Genomic DNA, 18,061 nt, shown 5'->3' with positions numbered 1-18,061 from the left:
GCCGCCCCGGAGCGGCGCGCATCCGGCGGGGGTCCGCGGCGCGGGAGCGGCGACGAGAGGCCGCCGGGGCGTTGACGGGGGAGGGGGCATGTGCCAAAGTTGTACAACGTTGTATAACGGGTCGTGCGAGGACGCTGCTGCGCCCTCGGGCGCCCGTCCGAGCCCCAGCACCCCGAAGGACGCCGACGCCGATGTCACCGACCGTCACCATCACCCTGGATCCCGCCTTCCGCATCGCCCCCGTGCGCCCGCGCACCTTCGGCTCCTTCGTCGAGCACCTGGGGCGCTGCGTCTACACCGGCATCCACGAGCCGGACCACCCCACCGCCGACGAGGACGGCTTCCGCACCGACGTGCTCGAGCTGACCCGCGAGCTGGGCGTCACCTCCGTGCGCTACCCCGGCGGCAACTTCGTCTCCGGCTACAAGTGGGAGGACGGCGTCGGCCCCGTCGAGGAGCGCCCCGCGCGCCACGACCTCGCCTGGCACACCACCGACCCCAACACCGTGGGCCTGGACGAGTTCATGGCCTGGGCGAAGAAGGCCGGGGTCGAGCCGATGTACGCCGTGAACCTCGGCACCCGCGGCGTCGCCGAGGCCGTGGACGTGCTGCAGTACGCCAACGCGCCGCAGGGCATCGCCCTGTCCGACCAGCGCGCCGCCAACGGCCACCCCGAGGGCTACGGCATCCGCATGTGGTGCCTGGGCAACGAGATGGACGGCCCCTGGCAGACCGGCCACAAGACGCCGGAGGAGTACGCGCGCCTGGCCACCGAGACGGCGCGCGCCATGCGCCAGGAGGATCCGGACCTCGAGCTCATCGCCTGCGGCTCCTCAAGCTCCTCGATGGAGACCTTCGGCGCCTGGGAGAACATCGTCCTCACCGAGGCCTACGACTTCGTGGACATGATCTCCGCCCACGCCTACTACGCCGAGCACGACGGCGACCAGGGCTCCTTCCTCGCCTCGGCGCAGGACATGGACTACTTCATCGAGTCGGTCGTCGCCACGGCGGACCACGTGCGCGCCAAGCTCAAGCGCGAGAAGCGGATCCACATCAGCTTCGACGAGTGGAACGTCTGGTACCAGAAGCGTGCCGAGTCCCGCCCGCCCAGCGGCGACGACTGGCCCGTCGCGCCGGTCCTGCTCGAGGACCACTACACCGCGATCGACGCGGTCGTCGTCGGCAACCTGCTCATCTCGCTGCTGCGCCACTCCGACCGCGTGGCCTCCGCCTCGCTCGCGCAGCTGGTGAACGTCATCGCGCCGATCATGACCGAGCCCGGCGGCCGCGCCTGGAAGCAGACCACCTTCCACCCCTTCGCGCTGACCGCCCGTCATGCCTCGGGCGAGGTGCTGCGCCTGGCGATCGACGTCCCCACCTACGAGAACGCGCGGTTCGGGCAGTCCGACCTCGCCGATTCCGTCGCCACCTGGGACGAGGAGTCCGGCGAACTGACGATCTTCGCGGTCTCGCGCGCCACCGAGGGCGACCTCGACCTGGCCGTGGACCTCTCCGCCTTCGGCGATCTCGAGCTCGTCGAGGCCCTCACCCTGCACCACGAGGACCCCTACGCCCGCAACTCGGCCGATGCGCCCGACACCGTCGCGCCGCAGGCCAACGACACCGTCGCGCTCGAGGGCGGGAAGCTCACCGCCGCCCTGCCGGCGATCTCCTGGAGCATCCTGCGCCTGAAGCGCGCCTGACCTCCGCGCCCGCCGGGAGATCCGGCGGGCGCACGACGGGGCCGAGGGGGAGCGATCCCCCTCGGCCCCGTCTCGCTGTCCTCACGTCCCTCAGCGCCGTCCTCCCTTCCCCGTCGTGCCGTCCTCCCTTCCCCGTCGTGCCGCCGCCCGAGCCATCGTGCTGCGCCCAGGCCTCCGTGTGCCTATCTGTGCAGTGCAGTCGCCCCGTCGCTCCGGCGGTGCGCAGGAGGACGGGCCCGGACCTGGCGGGGACCCTGTGCGGGGAGGCTCGGGACGACTGATCGATATCGACCCCTATGGCGCGCTCTCAGGGGCGCGAATCGATCACCCGCGCAGAGCGTGCGGGACGCGGCTCCCCGAGGCCATGTCGGCCTGCCGTGGAGGTCGGCCATGCCGGCGCCCGTGGAGGCCGACCATGCCGGCCCGCCGCAGAGGTTCCGGGGAGCTGCCGAACTTTATTCAACTCAGGGGTTGACGACCGGGGTGGGCGGGCGTAGCGTCCTCCTTATCAACCGGATAGTTGAACAAGGAGGGCGATGCAGAACACCGACGACATCGACACCCTGTCCCGGGCCTTCGCGGCCCTCGCCGATCCCACCCGCCGCGACCTCGTCGCCCGGCTCACCCTGGGCGATGCGACCGTCGGCGAGCTCGCCGCCCCGTACGACATGTCGCTCCAGGCGGTGAGCAAGCACCTGAAGGTCCTCGAGGAGGCCGGGCTCGTCACCCGCAGCCGGGACGCACAGCGGCGTCCCGTGCACCTCGAGACGCAGGCGCTGGGGGAGCTGACCCGCTGGATCGACCAGCATCGGCATCGAGCCGAGGCGCGCATGTCCCGTCTCGAGTCCCTGCTGTCCCGCATGTCCGCCCCGTCGGCCCCGGACGTTCCCGCCCCGCAGGGAAGCCCCACCCCGCAGAGCACGCCCGCAGCACCGGTCGCCTCCGCAGCACCGAACACACCCGCAGTATCGAACACACCCGAGGAGCCATCGTCATGAGCACCACCGAGCACATCACCACCGCCACCATCGAAGCGGACCCCGAGGTCCCGATCATCCGCATCACCCGGGACTTCCAGGCCGCGCCGGAGCAGGTCATTCGCGCGCACACCGATCCGGAGCTGGTCACCCAGTGGAACGGCCCCGACGGGCTGACCATGACCATCGACCACTGGGATGCCCGCACCGGCGGGTCCTGGCGCTTCGTCCACGCCGACGAGAACGGGGAGTACGCCTTCCACGGCTGCTTCCACGAGGTCTCCGACACCCGCATCGTGCAGACCTTCACCTGGGAGGGCATGCCCGATCACGTCTCGCTGGAGACGCTGACCGTCGAGGACCTCGGGGACGGCTGGACCCGTCTGCACGCCCAGTCCCTCGTGGACAGCTTCGCCGGGCGCAACGGCTGGCTCGAGTCCGGCATGGAGGTCGGCGTCAACGAGGGCTACGCCAAGCTCGACCGCGTCCTCGCCGGAGAGACGCCCCGGTCCTGACCCCCCCCGCCGCCTGCCCGCCCTGCCCCTCACATCTCCGCCCCGAGCAGCCCCAGGGCCCCGCACCGCGCATCTCCGCACCGCGCAGCCCCAGGGCCCCGCACCGCGCATCTCCGCCCCGCGCAGCCCCAGGGCCCCGTGCCGCGCAGCACCACGCCGAGAAGTCATTCTGCGTCGCTTGAACGGGTGTTCAAGCGACGCAGAATGACTTCTCGGCGTGTTCGGGGAGGGGCCGGTGTGTCATGGGAGGGATCGGGGCTCGGGGTCGGGCTCGGAGCCGGCGCCTGGCCAGGCTGGGGCTGGGGGCCGGGCGTGCCTGCGGGCCGGGCCCGGGGCGCGGGATGCGCGCCCGGGCCCCGGGTCAGGCGGCGGCGGGAGCGGCGGCGGGGCCGGGCTCGGCCGAGGCCTCCCGCTGCACCTCGCGGCGGAACTTCCGGGCTCCGAAGTAGCCCAGGACCAGGGCGAGCACGAACCAGCCGGACAGCCACAGCAGGTCGCCGCGCGGGTCGATCCAGCCGCCGCCGATGGCGCCGCGGAAGGCGTCGATCGCGTGGGTCATCGGCAGGTACGGGTGGATCACCTGGAAGAACTTCGGCAGGGTCTGGACGGGGTAGGTGCCGCCGGCGCCGGAGATCTGCAGCGCGACCAGGACCAGCGCCACGAACTTGCCGATCGGCCCGAACATCGCACCGAAGCCGTGGTTCAGCGCCACGAACACGAGCGAGGTGAGGACCGACAGGCCCGCCAGCAGCGGCACGTCCACCGCCGTGATCCCGACGGCCATGTGCAGCACCGCGACGGCGATGATCGCCTGGACGGCGCCCAGCAGCAGCGCCGGCAGCAGTCCGCCGCCGAGCAGGGCGAGCGGCCCGCGGCCCTCGGCCGCCGCGCGGCCGGAGAACGGCGGCATCATGAGGAAGATGGCCATGCCGCCCACCCACAGGCTGATCGCCAGGAACAGCGGCGCCAGCCCCTCGCCGAAGCGGTCCAGCCCGTTCTCGCGGACGAAGTCCATGCTCACGCCCTCGGAGGCGGAGCCGGCGAGGTGCTCGCGCTCGGAATCGGTGTAGGAGGGGACCTGGTCGCGGGCGTCGGTGAGCCCGTCGGTGAGCTCGGCCCCGCCGTCGGCGAGCTGGCCGGCGCCGTCCTCGAGCTGACCGGAGCCGTCCTCCAGCTGGACCGCCCCGTCCTCGAGCTGGCCGGCGCCGTCCTCGAGCTGCTCGGCGCCGCCGACCGCGGAGCCGAGGCCCCGGGTCAGCTCCCCGGTGCCGTCGGCGAGCCGGCCCGCGCCGTCGGCCAGCTGGTCCGCGCCGGTGCTCGCGGTGGAGACGCCGCCGGTGTACGCCTCGACGCCCTCGTGCAGCGTCTGGGCGCCGTCGGCCGTCTGCCGGGAGCCCTCGGCGAGAGCGGTGGCGCCGTCCGAGAGCTGCTCGGAGCCGTCGGCCAGCTGGTGCACGCCGTCGGCCCCGTCGCTGAGCGTGCGGTACGCGTCGGGCAGCGCGAGGGCGACCTCGCGGGCCTGGGAGGTGAGCTCGTCGACCTGGTCGCCGACGCCGGGGGAGGCGTCCGTGGCGTCGGAGGCCAGCTGCTCGGCGGAGGCGATGTCGTCGGCGAGGGTGCGGGCGTCGGTCGCGATGCCGGACAGCGGGGTGGCGATGCCGTCGGTCACGGTGGCGATGTCCTGGGTGGTGGTGACCAGGGACTCGGCGGTGCTCGTCATCTCTCCGGCGGTGTCGGAGATGCCCGATGCGGACTCCGACAGGGACTGCGAGGAGTCCGCGGCCGTGCCGATCGACTCCGAGGCCGAGGCCGTGTCCGATGCGGTGGAGGCCGCGTCGTCCCGGAGGCCCTGGGAGGAGCCGGCGAGGTCGGTGAGGTCCGCGCAGAAGGACTCGTCCGCGCCGGATTCGGCGCAGCGCGCGGCGAGGCCGTCGACCCCGCCGGTGTAGGTGTCGACGTCGTCCTGGAGGGCGGCGGCGGATTCGGCGGCGGTGCCGGCGGCGTCGTCGGCCGCGGTGACCTGCTCGTCGACCGTGCCGGCGTCCTCGACGAGGGGCTGGGCGGCGGTGACGACGTCCTGCGCCTGGGTCTGGAGGGTGGTGGCGTCGCTCGCCGCGCCCTGGGCGGACTCGTCGATGTCGGTGACCGTGCTGGAGAGGGACTCGGCATCGGTCGCGAGGGTGTCCGCGGCGGTGGTGGGGCCGGCCAGGGCGTCCTCGACGTCCTGGACGAGGCCGGTGAAGCCGTCGATCGCGGTGACCAGGTCGGTGCTGGCCTGGTCGACGCTCTCCTGGGAGACGCCCATCTCGTCCAGGCGGTTCTGGGCGTCGGTGACGGCGGTGTCGAGGGTCTCGGTGCCCTCGGCGACCTGCTGGGCACCCGCTTCCAGGTCGGAGGCGCCGTCGGCGACCTGCCCGGTGCCGGTGGCGAGCTGCGAGCTGCCGTCGCGGAGGTCGGAGCCCTTGGAGTCGAGCTCGTCGAGCCCGGTGGCGAGCTGCCCGGCGCCGGAGTCGAGCTGCGCGGCGCCCTCGCCGAGGGTGACCGAGCCGTCCTCGAGCTGGCGCAGGCCCACCACGAGCGTCCCGGCGCCGTCGGTGAGCTCGCCGGCGCCGCCGGCGAGCTGCCCCGCGCCGTCGGTGAGGTCGCCGGCGCCGTCGCGCAGCTTCTCGGCGCCGTCGGTCAGCTCGCCGCTGCCGTCGACGGCGTCCACCAGGCCGTCGTGCAGGGTCGTGAAGCCGACGTAGACGTTGTCGAGGTACTCCTCCAGGACGCTCTCGCGCAGGGCCTCCGTGACCGCGGTGCCCACGGACTTCGTGAAGTTGCCCGAGACGTAGTTGACGGTGTCGTTGGTGCGGACCGTGAGCATCGCGGGGGTCGCGGCGGAGGCGTCGTCCCCGCCGATCGAGCCCACATCGGCCGAGAAGGTGGCGGGCACCTCGATGGTCGCGCCGTAGGTGCCGTCGGCGAGGCCGACCTCGGCCTCCTCGCGGCTGACCTCGACGAAGCGGTAGACGGTGCTCTGGTCCTTCTCCAGCAGCGTCTTCGTGAACTCCTCGCCCACGTCCAGGTGGCGCACGTCCCCGTCGGGGCCGGTGACGTCCGCCCCGGTGTCCTCGTTGACCACGGCGGCGGTGACCTGGTCCAGGTGGCCGCTGGGGTCGTCGAAGGACCAGGTCATGTTGCCGGAGTAGATGATCGGCACCAGCGCCAGGCCCGTGACGAACAGGGCGGCGATGGGCTTCTTCCACTCGGCGGGCAGCAGGGCGAGGAGGCCGGAGAGGAACGATGTGCGGGGACGCTTCGCGGTGGACACGCCTTCACGATACATTCGTGTATCCGATACGTAAAGGTATTGAGATGGTGATGCGGGCGACCGTCCCGGGCCGGGCGGAGTGCGCCACATCGACCGTCCGCGCGGCGGCGGCGCCGAGGGCGGGCGCTACTCTGGTCCGGTCTGCCCCTGCGCGGCCCTGCGGGCGGCGCGGCGGGCCTCCCCACCCCCGAAAGGTACCGCCTCATGGGCGAGATAAGCATCACCTTCGAGGTCATCGCGCTGGTCGTGCTGACCGCGATCCTCATCCTGGACCTGCTGCTGGTCCTCAAGCGCCCCCATGAGCCCTCCATGAAGGAGGCCTCGCTGTGGATCGGCTTCTACGTGTCGCTGGCCCTGATCTTCGCGGTGGTCCTCGCCATCGCCTCCGATGGCCACACCGCGTCCCAGTTCCTCACGGGCTGGCTGCTGGAGTACTCCCTGAGCGTGGACAACCTGTTCGTGTTCATCGTGATCATGGGCAAGTTCGCGGTCCCGCGGAAGTACCAGCAGGAAGTGCTGATGGTGGGCATCATCATCGCGCTGATCGCCCGTGCCGCCTTCATCCTCGCCGGCTCGGTGATCATCGACCAGTTCGCGGGCGTGTTCTACATCTTCGGCCTGTTCCTGCTGTACACGGCGTGGAAGCAGACCAAGGAGGAGGACGACGACGAGGGCGACTCCTTCATCATGCGCTCGGTGCGCAAGGTCCTCCCGGTGCACAACGAGTACGACGGCAACCGGCTGCGCACCACCGTCGATGGCAAGAAGCTGTTCACCCCGATGCTGCTGGTGTTCATCACTATCGGCCTGACCGACGTGATGTTCGCGCTCGACTCGATCCCCGCGATCTTCGCGATCACCACCAACCCGTTCCTGGTCTTCACCGCGAACCTGTTCGCGCTGATGGGCCTGCGCCAGCTGTACTTCCTGCTGGGCGGCCTCATGGACCGCCTGAAGTACCTGCACTACGGCATCGCCGCGATCCTCGCGTTCATCGGCGTGAAGCTGATCATCCACGCGATCCACGAGGCCCCGCTGCACTGGCTGCCGGGCTTCGATGCCCTGGAGCGGATCCCCGAGGTGCCGATCTGGCTGTCGCTGACGGTCATCGTCGTCTCGATGGGCGTGGCCACGATCGCCTCGCTGATCGCCTCCGCCCGCGACACGACCATCGAGGAGAACACGCCGCAGGCCTGATCCTCCGCGCCCTGCAGCACCCGGCGGCCCCGCCCGGATCCTCGGATCCCGGCGGGGCCGCGCGCGTCCCCCGGGACCGCGTCCGCCGGGCCGCGTCCGCCGGGACCGGGCCCGGGGCGCGCTCAGGCCGGCAGGTCCACGACCCACGGCTCCCGGGGCAGGGTCGCGGGGTCCCAGCGCTCGAGCACGTCCGCAGCGGTGCGGCAGCCGGGCAGCCCCAGCGAGAGGCCGATCCGCGCCATCACGTCGCCGGCGCTCTCCCCGCGGGCGAGGCGGTCGCGCAGGGTGACGGCGCCGTCGCGCTTGGCCAGGCGGGCGCCCTGCGGGTTCACCGCGAGGGGCACGTGCGCGTACTGCGGCGGCCGATGCCCGAGGAGCTCGGCGAGGTGGGCCTGGCGCGGCGCCGAGGTCAGCAGGTCATCGGCCCGCACCACCTGGTCGATGCCGGCGTCCGCGTCGTCGACCACCACGGCCAGGTTGTAGGCGACCACGCCGTCGCCGCGGCGCAGCACGAGGTCGTCCACCGCGGCGGTCACCGCGCCCGCGAACATGTCCTGCACGGTGAGCGCGCGCACGCCGGCGCGCAGGCGCAGGGCCGGCTCGCGGCGCAGCCGATGCATCCGGGCTCGGCCGGCCTCGCGGGCGGCCGGGGAGAGGTCGCGGCAGGTGCCGGGATAGGCGCCGGGCGGCGCATGCGGGGCCGAGGGGGCCTCGAGGATCTCCCGCCGGGTGCAGTAGCACTCGTAGACCAGGCCGGCGGCGGCGAGGCGGGCGATCGCCGCCTCGTGCTCCGCGCCGCGCTCGGACTGGCGCACCACCGGACCGTCCGCGGTGATGCCGATCGCCGCGAGGTCCTCGAGCTGGCGGGCCTCGGCGCCCTCCTGCACCCGGTCGAGGTCCTCCACGCGCAGGCGGAAGGCGCGCCCGGACCGCCGGGCGAGCACCCACGCGAGCACGGCGGTGCGCAGGTTCCCCAGGTGCAGGTCCCCGCTGGGGGAGGGGGCATAGCGCCCGGCGCCGGCGGTCGGGGGCGGGGAGACGGTCACCGGGCCAGTCTAGGAAGCCGGGTGCTCCGGCGGGGCGTGCCGATCCGGCAACAGGACGGGACACGCCGCCGCAGCGGGCCTACGCTTCGCCGCATGAGCGAGCACACGCATCACCACCACGCCCCCGCGGAGGGCATCGACCCCGTCGCCCACTGGGAGGAGCACTACGGCACCGGCGACCGGGTCTGGTCCGGCGCGGCCAACGCGAGCCTGGTCGCGGTCCTGGAGGAGCTCGCCCCGTCCTCGGGCCCGACCCGCGCCCCGCGCGCCCTGGACATCGGCTGCGGGGAGGGGGCCGATGCGATCTGGCTGGCGCGTGCCGGCTGGCGGACCACCGGAGTGGACATCTCTCCCACCGCCGTCGGCCGGGCGCAGGAGGCGGCCCGGGAGGCCGACCTGGGCCCCGAGCAGCTGCGGCTGATCGCCGCGGACCTCTCCGACCCGGCCGTGGACGCGGACCTCGGCGGGCCCTTCGACCTGGTGACCGCCTCGTTCTTCCACTCCACGATCGCCCTGCCCCGCACGGGGATCCTGCGGCGGGCCGCGGCGCTGCTGGCCCCCGGCGGGCGCCTGCTGGTCATCTCCCATGCGGCGCCGCCGCCGTGGGCGCGCGGGGACTTCGCCCGCCATCGCGAGGACCTGCTGGACCCCGACGCGGAGGTCGCCGCGCTGGACCTGCCGGTCGCGGAGTTCGCCGTCGAGCGGGCCGAGCTGCGCCGGCGTGCGGCGACGGCTCCCGACGGGACGCCCGCCGAGCTCGAGGACGGGGTCGTCCTGATCCGCCGCCGCTGAGCCCCGCACATGCGACAGGCCCGGTGTCGAGGGGATTCCCTCAGCGCCGGGCCTGCTGCGGGGCGGACGGTCAGGCGTCGCCGCGGTGGCTGCCGCGCTTGGCGGCATCGCCGGAGGCATCGGCCGCGGAGTCCTTCAGGGACTCGGCGACGTCGCCCGCCTCGGCGGAGCCCACCGAGTCGGACACCGCGGAGGAGTCCGAGTCCGTGGAGCCGGAGGCCGGGTAGTGGGCGCGGGCGAAGTCCGCCGGCGGGGCCCAGGGGTCCTCGACGGGGCGGGTCTTCTTCCAGGCCACGTAGCCGGCGGCGGCGCCGACGGCCGCGAGGCCGAGGACGAGCAGCACCTTGCCGGCGCGGCCCTTCTTCTTGGGGGCGGCGACCGGGGTGAGGGCGGCGGAGCGGATGTCCGACTGGCCCTTGTCGATCTCCTTGCGGGCGGCGTCCACGGCGGCGGTGACGGCCGCCGTGACCACCGTGTTGGTCGCCGCGGCGGTGCGCTTGGCCCGGGGGAGGTAGTCCTCCTGCAGGTCGTGCTTGAGGCGGTCGGCCTGCGGGCCGAGCTTCTCGGAGAGCGAGGACAGCTTCTCGCTCTGGGTGCGGATGTTGTCCTCGACGAGCGGACGGTACTGGTCCACGAGGCCCTCGGCCTTGCCGCGGAACTCCTTCGCGCCCTCGCTCACGACGGGGCCGACGGTGGAGGCGAGCTTGGACAGCTCGGAGAGGGCCTTGTCCGCCTTCGCCTCGACGGTGCTGGTGGCCTCGGCCGCCAGCTCCTGCGCCTTCTTCTCGGCACGCTTGGACGTCTTCAGCGCCATGGCTTCCCCTTTCGATCGATTCCGCCGGCTCGGCCGGCGCGGGTCCAGGAAGCGGCACCGGGCTGCGTACATGCGGTACGGCGACACGCTTCGATCGCACTCACTCTATCGTGACCTGCGGCACGGACATCCAGGGTTCTCCCGGCGGTGGACGGGCGCGGATCGGCGTCCCGGGATCCGCGCCCGCGCATGTGCGAGGATGACCGCATGTTCGCAACTCTGCACACCAACCACGGGGACATCCGCCTGGAGCTGTTCCCGGACCACGCCCCCAAGACCGTCGAGAACTTCGTGGGCCTGGCCGAGGGCACCCGCGAGTTCACCGACGCCGAGACCGGCGAGAAGGTCACGCGCCCCTTCTACGACGGCGTCATCTTCCACCGCATCATCGACGGGTTCATGATCCAGGGCGGTGACCCCCAGGGCACCGGCACCGGCGGCCCCGGCTACACCTTCGACGACGAGATCTCCGAGAAGAACTTCAACGAGCCCTACAAGCTCGCCATGGCCAACGCCGGCAAGCGCATGAACGCGCTGACCGGCCGCCCCGCCGGCACCAACGGCTCGCAGTTCTTCATCACCGTCGCCCCCACCCAGTACCTGCACGGCAAGCACACCGTGTTCGGCGAGGTCGCCGACGAGGAGTCGAAGAAGGTCGTCGACGCCATCGCCACCACCGCCACCGACATGCGCGACCGTCCCCTCGAGGACGTCGTCATCACCTCGGTCACCATCGAGAAGTGACCTCTGCGCGCCGCCGTGCGCGATGACCGATCCCGTCGCCCGGAGCTGCCTCCGGCGGCGGGATCCGTCGTCCCGGGGCCGGGCGCGGGCCCAGGACGCCGACACGGCGGCGCGGCGGGACAGGTTGGTCGTGTAGGAATGAGCGCATGAACCGCCCCTCCTACGGCTACAACGCCGCCGATTCCTCGGAGCCGGGAGAGCAGCCCGTCTGCCCGCGCCACCCCGACCAGGTGACCTATGTGCGCTGCCAGCGCTGCGACCGGCCCGTCTGCGGGCAGTGCCAGCGTCCCGCCGCCGTGGGGGTGCTCTGCGTGGACTGCGAGCACCAGCTCGCCCGCCAGCAGCGCTCGACCCAGCCGCGCAACGCCATGGGCGGCGCCGCCCGGCGCTCCACGCCCTACGTCACCTACACCGTGATGGCGCTGTGCGCGCTCGCCTTCATCGGCCAGAACCTCGCGCCGGACATCGTCTTCCAGGAGCTCGCCTTCGCGCCGTTCCGGGCCCTGGCCATGCCGTGGACCTTCGTGACCAGCGGCTTCCTGCACGGCGGGATCATGCACATCGTGCTGAACCTGTGGGCGCTGTGGGCGGTGGGCCAGTACCTCGAGCAGACCATGGGCCATGCTCGCTACGCCGGGGTCTACCTGGTCTCGGTCATCGCCGGGCACGTCGCCGTGCTCCTGTTCGCCGATCCGACGTCCGTCGCCTGGACGGGCGCCACCGTCGGCGCCAGCGGCGGCATCTTCGGCCTGTTCGGCAGCCTGTTCGTCGTGAACCGGCGCATGGGCGCGCAGGCCACGCAGGTGCTGGTGCTGATCGGCCTGAACCTCGTGATCACCTTCACCGTCCCCAACATCTCCTGGCAGGGCCACCTGGGCGGCCTGGTGCTGGGCACGGCCCTGACCGCGGCCATGTTCTCGCTGCGCCCCAAGGCCGCCCCGGGAGCGGACCGCACGGCCCTGGCCCGCCGCGCCGCAGCCGTCCACGCCGCCGTGATCGGTGCCGGGCTGCTGCTGTGCGTGCTGATCGTCGTCGCGAAGGTGATCACGGTGCCGCAGGGGTACCTCGTCCCGATCTTCTGACCGCGCCCCGCGGCCGATGGGGCCGCGGGGATCCGGTCGGGCGCCGCCGTCGCGGCCCGGGCGCCGGGTCGCGGATGGCCGGGGCGGCCCCGACCGTTCGGGAAGGATTCATCGGCCGTTGGGGCGCGGGTCACCCCCGCGCGGCTGAATGGACGGGCCCCTCGCCCTCCTCGCCCCGGAGATCTCCATGACCCTGCTGCGCTCCACGTCCCGGCCCACCGACCGGATCGTCGTCCCCCGTCGTGCCTTCCTCGCCCTCGCCGGCGCCTCCGCCGGAGGGGCCGCCCTGGTGCCGAGCCCGTCGGCATCGGCCGATCCCTCCGGCCCCTTCGTGCCGCCGGGGGAGATGTTCACCCTGGGCGTCGCCTCCGGCGACCCGCATCCCGACGGCGTGGTCCTGTGGACGCGCCTGGCCCCGGACCCCGTCGCCGCCGACGGCCTGGGCGGCATGCCCGACCGGGACGTGAACGTCGCATGGGAGATGGCCGAGGACGAGGGCTTCGCCCGGATCGTGCGCCGCGGCGTCGAGCGCGCCCGCGCCGAGGAGGCCCACAGCGTCCATGCCGAGGTGAAGGGCCTGCGCGCCGACCGCGTCTACTGGTACCGCTTCCGTGCGGCCGGCCAGATCAGCCCCGTCGGCCGGACCCGCACCGCCCCGGCCCGCGGCGCCGCCCTGAACGCGCTGACCTTCGCCTTCGCCAGCTGCCAGAGCTTCCCGGCCGGGCACTTCACGGCCTTCGAGCACATGGCCCGGGAGGACCTCGACGTCGTCGTCCACCTCGGCGACTACATCTACGAGAGCGGCGGCGCAGGCAGCATCGGCCGGGCGCACCTGCCCGCGGCCGAGGTGTTCAGCCTGGCCGACTACCGGGTGCGCTACGGCCAGTACAAGGCCGATCCCGCGCTGCAGGCCGCCCACGCCGCGGCGCCGTGGATCGTCGCGCCCGATGACCACGAGGTCGAGAACAACTGGGCCGGGGACCACTCCCAGCCCGACGACGAGCCCGACCAGGACCCCGAGGTGTTCCGCCGGCGGCGCGCCGCCGCCTACCAGGCCTACTGGGAGAACATGCCGCTGCGCCGCTCCTCGATGCCCGACGGCCCCGAGATGCAGGTCTTCCGCCGCCTCGCCTTCGGGGACATGCTGCAGCTGAACGTGCTGGACACGCGCCGCTACCGCGACCGGCAGCTGCAGGACCCCGCCGGCCGGTGGGACGCGCAGCGCCAGATGCTCGGCGCGGAGCAGGAGGCCTGGCTGCTGGAGGGCCTGGGAGCCTCCGCCGCCCGCTGGAACGTGCTGGCCAACCAGGTGTTCTCCTTCGAGGCCGACCACGAGGCCGGCGAGGCCGTCCGCTACGGCATGGACACCTGGGACGGCTATGCCGCCGCGCGCCAGCGCCTGTTCGACGGCGTCCACCGCCGCGGCGTCGAGAACTTCCTGGTGGTCACCGGGGACGCGCACCGCAGCGTCGCGGCGGATCTGAAGCTGGACTTCTCCGACGACGCCTCGCCGGTGGTGGGCGCGGAGTTCCTGGGCACCTCCATCAGCTCCGGCGGCAACGGCTCCGACTCCGACGCGCTGGGCAAGGTCTGGCTGGAGGAGAACCCGCACATGCGCTTCCACAACAAGCAGCGCGGGTACCAGGTGTGCCACCTGGGCCGGGACGCGATGCGCACCGAGTACAAGGTCGTGCCCTATGTCGACCGCCCGGGCGCCCCGATCGAGACCCGCGCGAGCATCCACGTCGAGAGCGGCCGCCCCGGCATCGCCCAGGTGGAGGACTGACCTCGCGGGCGAATGACACGGCTGTGATTATCCCCAGCTGTGGAGAGGATTGGGGATAAGTCGGGGGTCGATGGGGGACAACCCCGCGCGATGGTGGACAACGCATGTGACCGTGGGGAAACCTCGTGGATCACCGCCCCGCCGTCGCCGCCCCGGACCCGCCGCGCCCCGGCGCGCGGGAGCCCCCGCCCGGCTCCGGATCCCGTCCCGGAGGCGGGCGGGCGCTCCCGGGCCCTCGGCCGAGCACCGGGGAGGCCCCGGCGACACCGGGCGGCAGCGCAGCTGTGACCTGCAGTGATATCGATTTCCTGCAGGTCGCGGGGTCGCTCCGTGATCTCGGCGTGATCGGGTCGTGATGCGGCCGTGACCGGGCCGGGCCCCGGGGTGCGGACATGTGCACGGCCGTGCACGGACCGCCGGCACCTGCGGAAGCACACCCGTGTCATTCGTCCCCAGCTGTGGATCCCGCTGTGGATAACTGTGGACCTGTGCCTGAGCCGCCGTGGACAACGGGGCCCCGATCGTGGACGGCGGTGTGCACGGAGGAGTTCTCCCCACCGCCGGCTCCCCAGCGCCTCCGCCGGCGCGGAACGGTTCAGTGCTCGGCGCCGCCGGGGATCCGGGCATCGGCCGCGGTGGAGAGCGCGGCCCGGACCATCCGCCCGAGCGTCTCGGCGGCATCGCCGGGCGCCACGACATCGGCCGCGGGGACGTGGACGAAGCCGCCGCGGATGCCGGCGAGGCCGGGCTCGGCGGCGAGGGCGTGCTGCAGGCGGTAGAACACGTCGTTGCACACGAAGGTCCCCGCGCTCTGCGAGACGGCCGCCGGTCCGGGCCAGGCGGCGGCGACCATCGCCTTGATCGGCAGCGTCGAGAAGTAGCCGACCGGACCGTCGGGCACGCACGGCGCATCGATCGGGCGGGCGCCCGCGTTGTCGGGGATGCGGGCGTCCTGCACGTTCACGGCGGTGCGCTCCGGGGTGATCGCCCCGCGGCCGGCGGCGAGGCCCACGGCCACCACCAGCGCCGGCCGCTGCTCCCGGACCTTGGCGAGCAGCGCCTCGGCCGCCCGCCCGAACTCCACCGGCAGCAGCAGCTCGCGGGCGAGGACGCCGCCCTCGCGCAGGGCGGGAGCGGCGCGCCGCACCGCCTCCCAGGACTCGTTCACCGCGGCCCCGTCGAAGGGCTCGAAGCCGCTCAGCAGCACGTCGATCGCCATCTCCCGAGGATACGACCAGCAGGAAAGCGCTGGCGGGGACGCCGCGCCGCCCGTACCCTCCTGACATGCCGGACACGCTCGAGACCCTGTACCCGCCGCTCGGACTCACGCTGCACGCGGGGGACCTCACCCTGCGCCTGCTGCGCGATGCGGACCTGCCCGAGTACGCCGCGCTGCTGCGCCGGCCGATCTTCGCCGACGAGGCCGCCGACCACGTCTTCCCCTGGTACGCCGTCGACCCGGAGGACCGGGTGCGCGGCGCCCTGCAGTTCCAGTGGACCCAGCGCGCCGTGGCCGCCCCCGAGAGATGGAACCTCACCTTCGGCATCTGGGCGCAGGACCAGCTGATCGGCACCCAGGACGTGGTGGCCGTCGACTTCCCGCGGCGGCGCACCGTCACCTCCGGCTCGTGGCTGACCCGCGATGCGCAGGGACAGGGCTACGGGAAGCTCATGCGGCAGATGGTGCTCGCCCTCGCCTTCGACCACCTCGACGCCCAGCGCGCCGAGTCCGAGGCGGTGCTCGGCAACGACCCGTCCTTCGGCGTCTCGCGGGCCTGCGGCTATGCCCTGAACGGCACCCGGGTCACCGTGACGGGGGACCGCCCCCTGGTCCACCAGTGCTTCCTGGTCACGCCGGAGACCTTCGTGCGGCCGCAGGTCCCCGTGACGGTCGAGGGCCTGGTCCCGGCGCTGCGGGCGATGCTCGGCGCCTGAGCACCTGCTCCGCGGCCGAGGGGGGGGCGGGCCCGTGCCTCGGCCGCCCGGCGTGCTCAGAGCGAGCCGGCCAGCGCCCGGGCGATCGCCGGGGCCTGTGCGAATCCGCTGCCCGTCTCCTGCACGCAGCGCGCGAACAGCCAGGCGCGCACGCGGCGGGGGTCCAGGCCGGTCAGCGCGGCCATCCGCGCGCAGGCGCCGACCGGGTCCGCCAGCACGCGGTCGGCGCCGTTGAGCATCTGCTGCAGCACGTCGTAGTGCGGGTCGCCGACGTAGGGCTTGGGATCGATGAGCGCCCAGTCCGCCAGGTCCGTGCCCGGCTGCTCGCGCCGCGAGAGCACGTTGTGGTGGTGCAGATCGGTCGCCAGCAGCACCGGCTCCCCGTCCCAGTCCCGCGGCAGCGTGCGGAACAGGCCCAGGCCATGGTCGACGACATCGGCCGGCAGCTCGGTCCGCGCGCGGTCCTCCGCCTCGTCGGCCCACCACGCGCACATCTGCGCCAGCGGGCGGAACCCCGCCTCGGCCGGCGCGGGGATCCACAGCCGGCGCAGCAGCGCGCCGATCACGGCGTCCCGCTCGGCGTCGGGCAGCTGGGAGGCGAGGGTGCGCCCGGGCCGCACCCGCTCCATGAGCAGCGCGGAGCAGTCGCCGACCCGTTCATGGCGCAGCACTCCGGCCGCACCGCGCCCCTGCCAGGCCGCCATCCCGGCGGCCTCGTCGCGGGCCTCGTCGTGCGCCCAGCCGACCTTGAGCAGCAGATCGGAGCCGGCGGCGTCGCGCACCTCGGCGACCCAGGCGGAGGTCCCGCCGGGCTCGAGCGGCGCCCCCAGCTGCAGGGACCACGCCGCGGCGATCCGCTCCACGTGCGCGGGCAGGGCCTCGGCCCAGGCCAGGAGCTGCTCCTCGCCGCGGCCGTCTGGGCCCGGGACGGCCGATGCGCCGCGGCGGGTCAGCTCATCCCGGCGCGCGCGGGCCCGGTCGACGTTCCGGGCGAGATCCCGGGGGAGCGGCCGGCCGGCGACGAGGAGCGGGGAGGCGCAGGGCATGGGGCCACGCTACGGGGCCGCGCCCGCGAAGGGCAGGGGCGGCGCGTCCCTAGAATGGCCCGGTGACCCGCTCCCGCCCCACGCAGCTCGACGTCGCCCGCCGCGCGGGCGTCTCCCGGGCGCTGGTCTCGCTGGTCGTGCGCGGCAGCGACAGCGTGAGCCCCGAGCGCCGCGAGGCCGTGCAGCAGGCCATCGACGAGCTGGGATACCGCCCGCAGGTCACCGCCGCGCATCTCGCCTCGCGCCGCACCGACACCATCGGCGTGGTCGTCCCCGACCTGCGCAACCCCTTCTACGGGGAGCTCGCGGAGGCGCTGCGGGAGGCCGCCGCGGCCACCGGCCGGCGGGTCCTCATCGCCCTCGGCTTCGGCGACGCGCTCTCCGATCGGCGCGGCGGCGCGGGCGCCGAGGCGGCCTTCGCCCGTGGGGTGGCCGCCGAGCAGGATGCTGCCGAGGCCTTCCTGGCCGGCCGCGCCGATGCCCTGGTGCTGGTCAGTCCCCGATCCTCGGATGCGGAGCTGGCGCGCCTGGCCCGCGGCGCCCCGGTCGCGGTGATCGGGCACGAGGTCTCCGCGGCGGGCGTCGGCAGCGTGAGCACGGACGAGGCCGCCGGGGCGGAGCTCGCCGTCGGCCACCTGCTGGAGCGCGGCGGCACCCACCTGGCGCACCTGGGCCCGGCCGGCAGCCCCTCCGCGGATTCCGCCGCCGCGGTGCGGCGCGAGGAGTTCCTGGCCAGCGCCGCCCGCCACGGGGTCCCCGTGCGGACGGCGGCGCTGTCCGAGGCGACCACCCCCGCGCAGATCGAGGCGATGGTCGCGGGGCTGATCGCCGACGGCGTCGACGCCGTCGGCGTGCACAACGACCGGCTCGCCATCGGCCTGCTGACGCTCCTGGCGCGCGACCGCTTCGTGGGCCTGGTCGGCTACGACGACATCCCTGCCGCCCGGGAGCCGATCATCGGCCTCAGCACCATCGACCAGCGGCCCCGGGAGCTGGCCCGGCATGCTCTGGCCCTGCTCGAGGCCGATGCGGACCCCGGCCGGGCCGGCTCCGGGCACGTGCGCCTGGCCCCGCGGCTGCGGGTGCGCAGCACCTGATCGGTCGGCGC

Annotated in this window: 15 protein-coding genes; 10 read left to right on the top strand and 5 right to left on the bottom strand. The window is 73.7% G+C overall.

The features are described from left to right. Nucleotides 1-191 precede the first annotated feature (191 nt). The 3 genes from arfA (at nucleotide 192) to ABD234_RS13695 (ending at nucleotide 3,198) form a co-directional block, all read left to right on the top strand. Nucleotides 192-1,706, top strand: coding sequence for an arabinosylfuranosidase ArfA (arfA, locus tag ABD234_RS13705; RefSeq protein ID WP_038373495.1), 1,515 nt, complete (start codon nucleotides 192-194; stop codon nucleotides 1,704-1,706). Nucleotides 1,707-2,242: 536 nt separating this feature from the next. Further along, nucleotides 2,243-2,704, top strand: coding sequence for an ArsR/SmtB family transcription factor (locus tag ABD234_RS13700; protein ID WP_084148567.1), 462 nt, complete (start codon nucleotides 2,243-2,245; stop codon nucleotides 2,702-2,704). After that, complete coding sequence (locus ABD234_RS13695; protein WP_038373494.1) at nucleotides 2,701-3,198, top strand: SRPBCC family protein; 498 nt, start codon at nucleotides 2,701-2,703, stop codon at nucleotides 3,196-3,198. The genes ABD234_RS13700 and ABD234_RS13695 overlap by 4 nt, the downstream gene beginning before the upstream one ends. Before the next feature lie 361 nt (nucleotides 3,199-3,559). Here the strand turns inward: ABD234_RS13695 and ABD234_RS13690 are convergent, their stop codons facing one another. Further along, nucleotides 3,560-6,511, bottom strand: a complete 2,952-nt coding sequence (locus ABD234_RS13690) for a YhgE/Pip domain-containing protein (RefSeq protein WP_232226443.1) — start codon at nucleotides 6,509-6,511, stop codon at nucleotides 3,560-3,562. A 204-nt stretch (nucleotides 6,512-6,715) separates the two neighbouring features. Here ABD234_RS13690 and ABD234_RS13685 point away from each other — a divergent pair, with 204 nt between their 5' ends. Further along, on the top strand, nucleotides 6,716-7,708 hold the full coding sequence (locus ABD234_RS13685; RefSeq protein ID WP_038373492.1) for a TerC/Alx family metal homeostasis membrane protein: 993 nt from the start codon (nucleotides 6,716-6,718) through the stop codon (nucleotides 7,706-7,708). Nucleotides 7,709-7,830: 122 nt separating this feature from the next. Here ABD234_RS13685 and gluQRS read toward each other — a convergent pair whose 3' ends face one another. After that, entirely contained in the window at nucleotides 7,831-8,754 is a 924-nt protein-coding gene (gene gluQRS, locus ABD234_RS13680; protein ID WP_344357241.1) for a tRNA glutamyl-Q(34) synthetase GluQRS, read from the bottom strand. A 93-nt stretch (nucleotides 8,755-8,847) separates the two neighbouring features. Here gluQRS and ABD234_RS13675 point away from each other — a divergent pair, with 93 nt between their 5' ends. After that, nucleotides 8,848-9,546, top strand: coding sequence for a class I SAM-dependent methyltransferase (locus tag ABD234_RS13675; protein ID WP_344357238.1), 699 nt, complete (start codon nucleotides 8,848-8,850; stop codon nucleotides 9,544-9,546). 70 nt (nucleotides 9,547-9,616) lie between these two features. Here the strand turns inward: ABD234_RS13675 and ABD234_RS13670 are convergent, their stop codons facing one another. Beyond that, complete coding sequence (locus ABD234_RS13670) at nucleotides 9,617-10,360, bottom strand: hypothetical protein (RefSeq protein ID WP_038373487.1); 744 nt, start codon at nucleotides 10,358-10,360, stop codon at nucleotides 9,617-9,619. A 207-nt stretch (nucleotides 10,361-10,567) separates the two neighbouring features. Between ABD234_RS13670 and ABD234_RS13665 the strand changes: the two genes are divergently transcribed. The 3 genes from ABD234_RS13665 to ABD234_RS13655 all read left to right on the top strand — a co-directional run bounded on the left by ABD234_RS13665 (nucleotide 10,568) and on the right by ABD234_RS13655 (nucleotide 13,972). After that, on the top strand, nucleotides 10,568-11,104 hold the full coding sequence (locus tag ABD234_RS13665; protein WP_038373486.1) for a peptidylprolyl isomerase: 537 nt from the start codon (nucleotides 10,568-10,570) through the stop codon (nucleotides 11,102-11,104). Between the two features lie 146 nt (nucleotides 11,105-11,250). Next, a complete protein-coding gene (locus ABD234_RS13660; RefSeq protein ID WP_344357233.1) occupies nucleotides 11,251-12,186 on the top strand; it encodes a rhomboid family intramembrane serine protease in 936 nt (311 codons plus the stop codon). Nucleotides 12,187-12,373: 187 nt separating this feature from the next. Then, nucleotides 12,374-13,972, top strand: a complete 1,599-nt coding sequence (locus ABD234_RS13655) for an alkaline phosphatase D family protein (protein WP_344357231.1) — start codon at nucleotides 12,374-12,376, stop codon at nucleotides 13,970-13,972. Between the two features lie 595 nt (nucleotides 13,973-14,567). On the opposite strand, the gene ABD234_RS13650 is transcribed toward ABD234_RS13655, so the two are convergent. After that, the gene (locus tag ABD234_RS13650; RefSeq protein WP_344357229.1) at nucleotides 14,568-15,191 is read right to left on the bottom strand and encodes a pyroglutamyl-peptidase I family protein; all 624 of its coding nucleotides are present in this window, start codon (nucleotides 15,189-15,191) and stop codon (nucleotides 14,568-14,570) included. A 65-nt stretch (nucleotides 15,192-15,256) separates the two neighbouring features. On the opposite strand from ABD234_RS13650, the gene ABD234_RS13645 reads away from it, so the two are divergent. Then, entirely contained in the window at nucleotides 15,257-15,907 is a 651-nt protein-coding gene (locus ABD234_RS13645) for a GNAT family N-acetyltransferase (protein WP_344357227.1), read from the top strand. Between the two features lie 56 nt (nucleotides 15,908-15,963). Here the strand turns inward: ABD234_RS13645 and ABD234_RS13640 are convergent, their stop codons facing one another. Next, nucleotides 15,964-16,953: an aminoglycoside phosphotransferase family protein gene (locus tag ABD234_RS13640; protein ID WP_344357223.1), complete on the bottom strand. Its 990-nt coding sequence runs from the start codon at nucleotides 16,951-16,953 to the stop codon at nucleotides 15,964-15,966. Between the two features lie 62 nt (nucleotides 16,954-17,015). Between ABD234_RS13640 and ABD234_RS13635 the strand changes: the two genes are divergently transcribed. Beyond that, a complete protein-coding gene (locus ABD234_RS13635) occupies nucleotides 17,016-18,050 on the top strand; it encodes a LacI family DNA-binding transcriptional regulator (RefSeq protein ID WP_344357220.1) in 1,035 nt (344 codons plus the stop codon). Nucleotides 18,051-18,061: the final 11 nt, after the last annotated feature.

This window comes from Brachybacterium phenoliresistens (genome assembly GCF_039530785.1).
GTDB classification, from domain to species: Bacteria; Actinomycetota; Actinomycetes; order Actinomycetales; family Dermabacteraceae; genus Brachybacterium; species Brachybacterium phenoliresistens.
The sequence above is the reverse complement of the archived record's forward strand: the minus strand, read 5'-3'. Positions and strand labels throughout refer to the sequence as shown.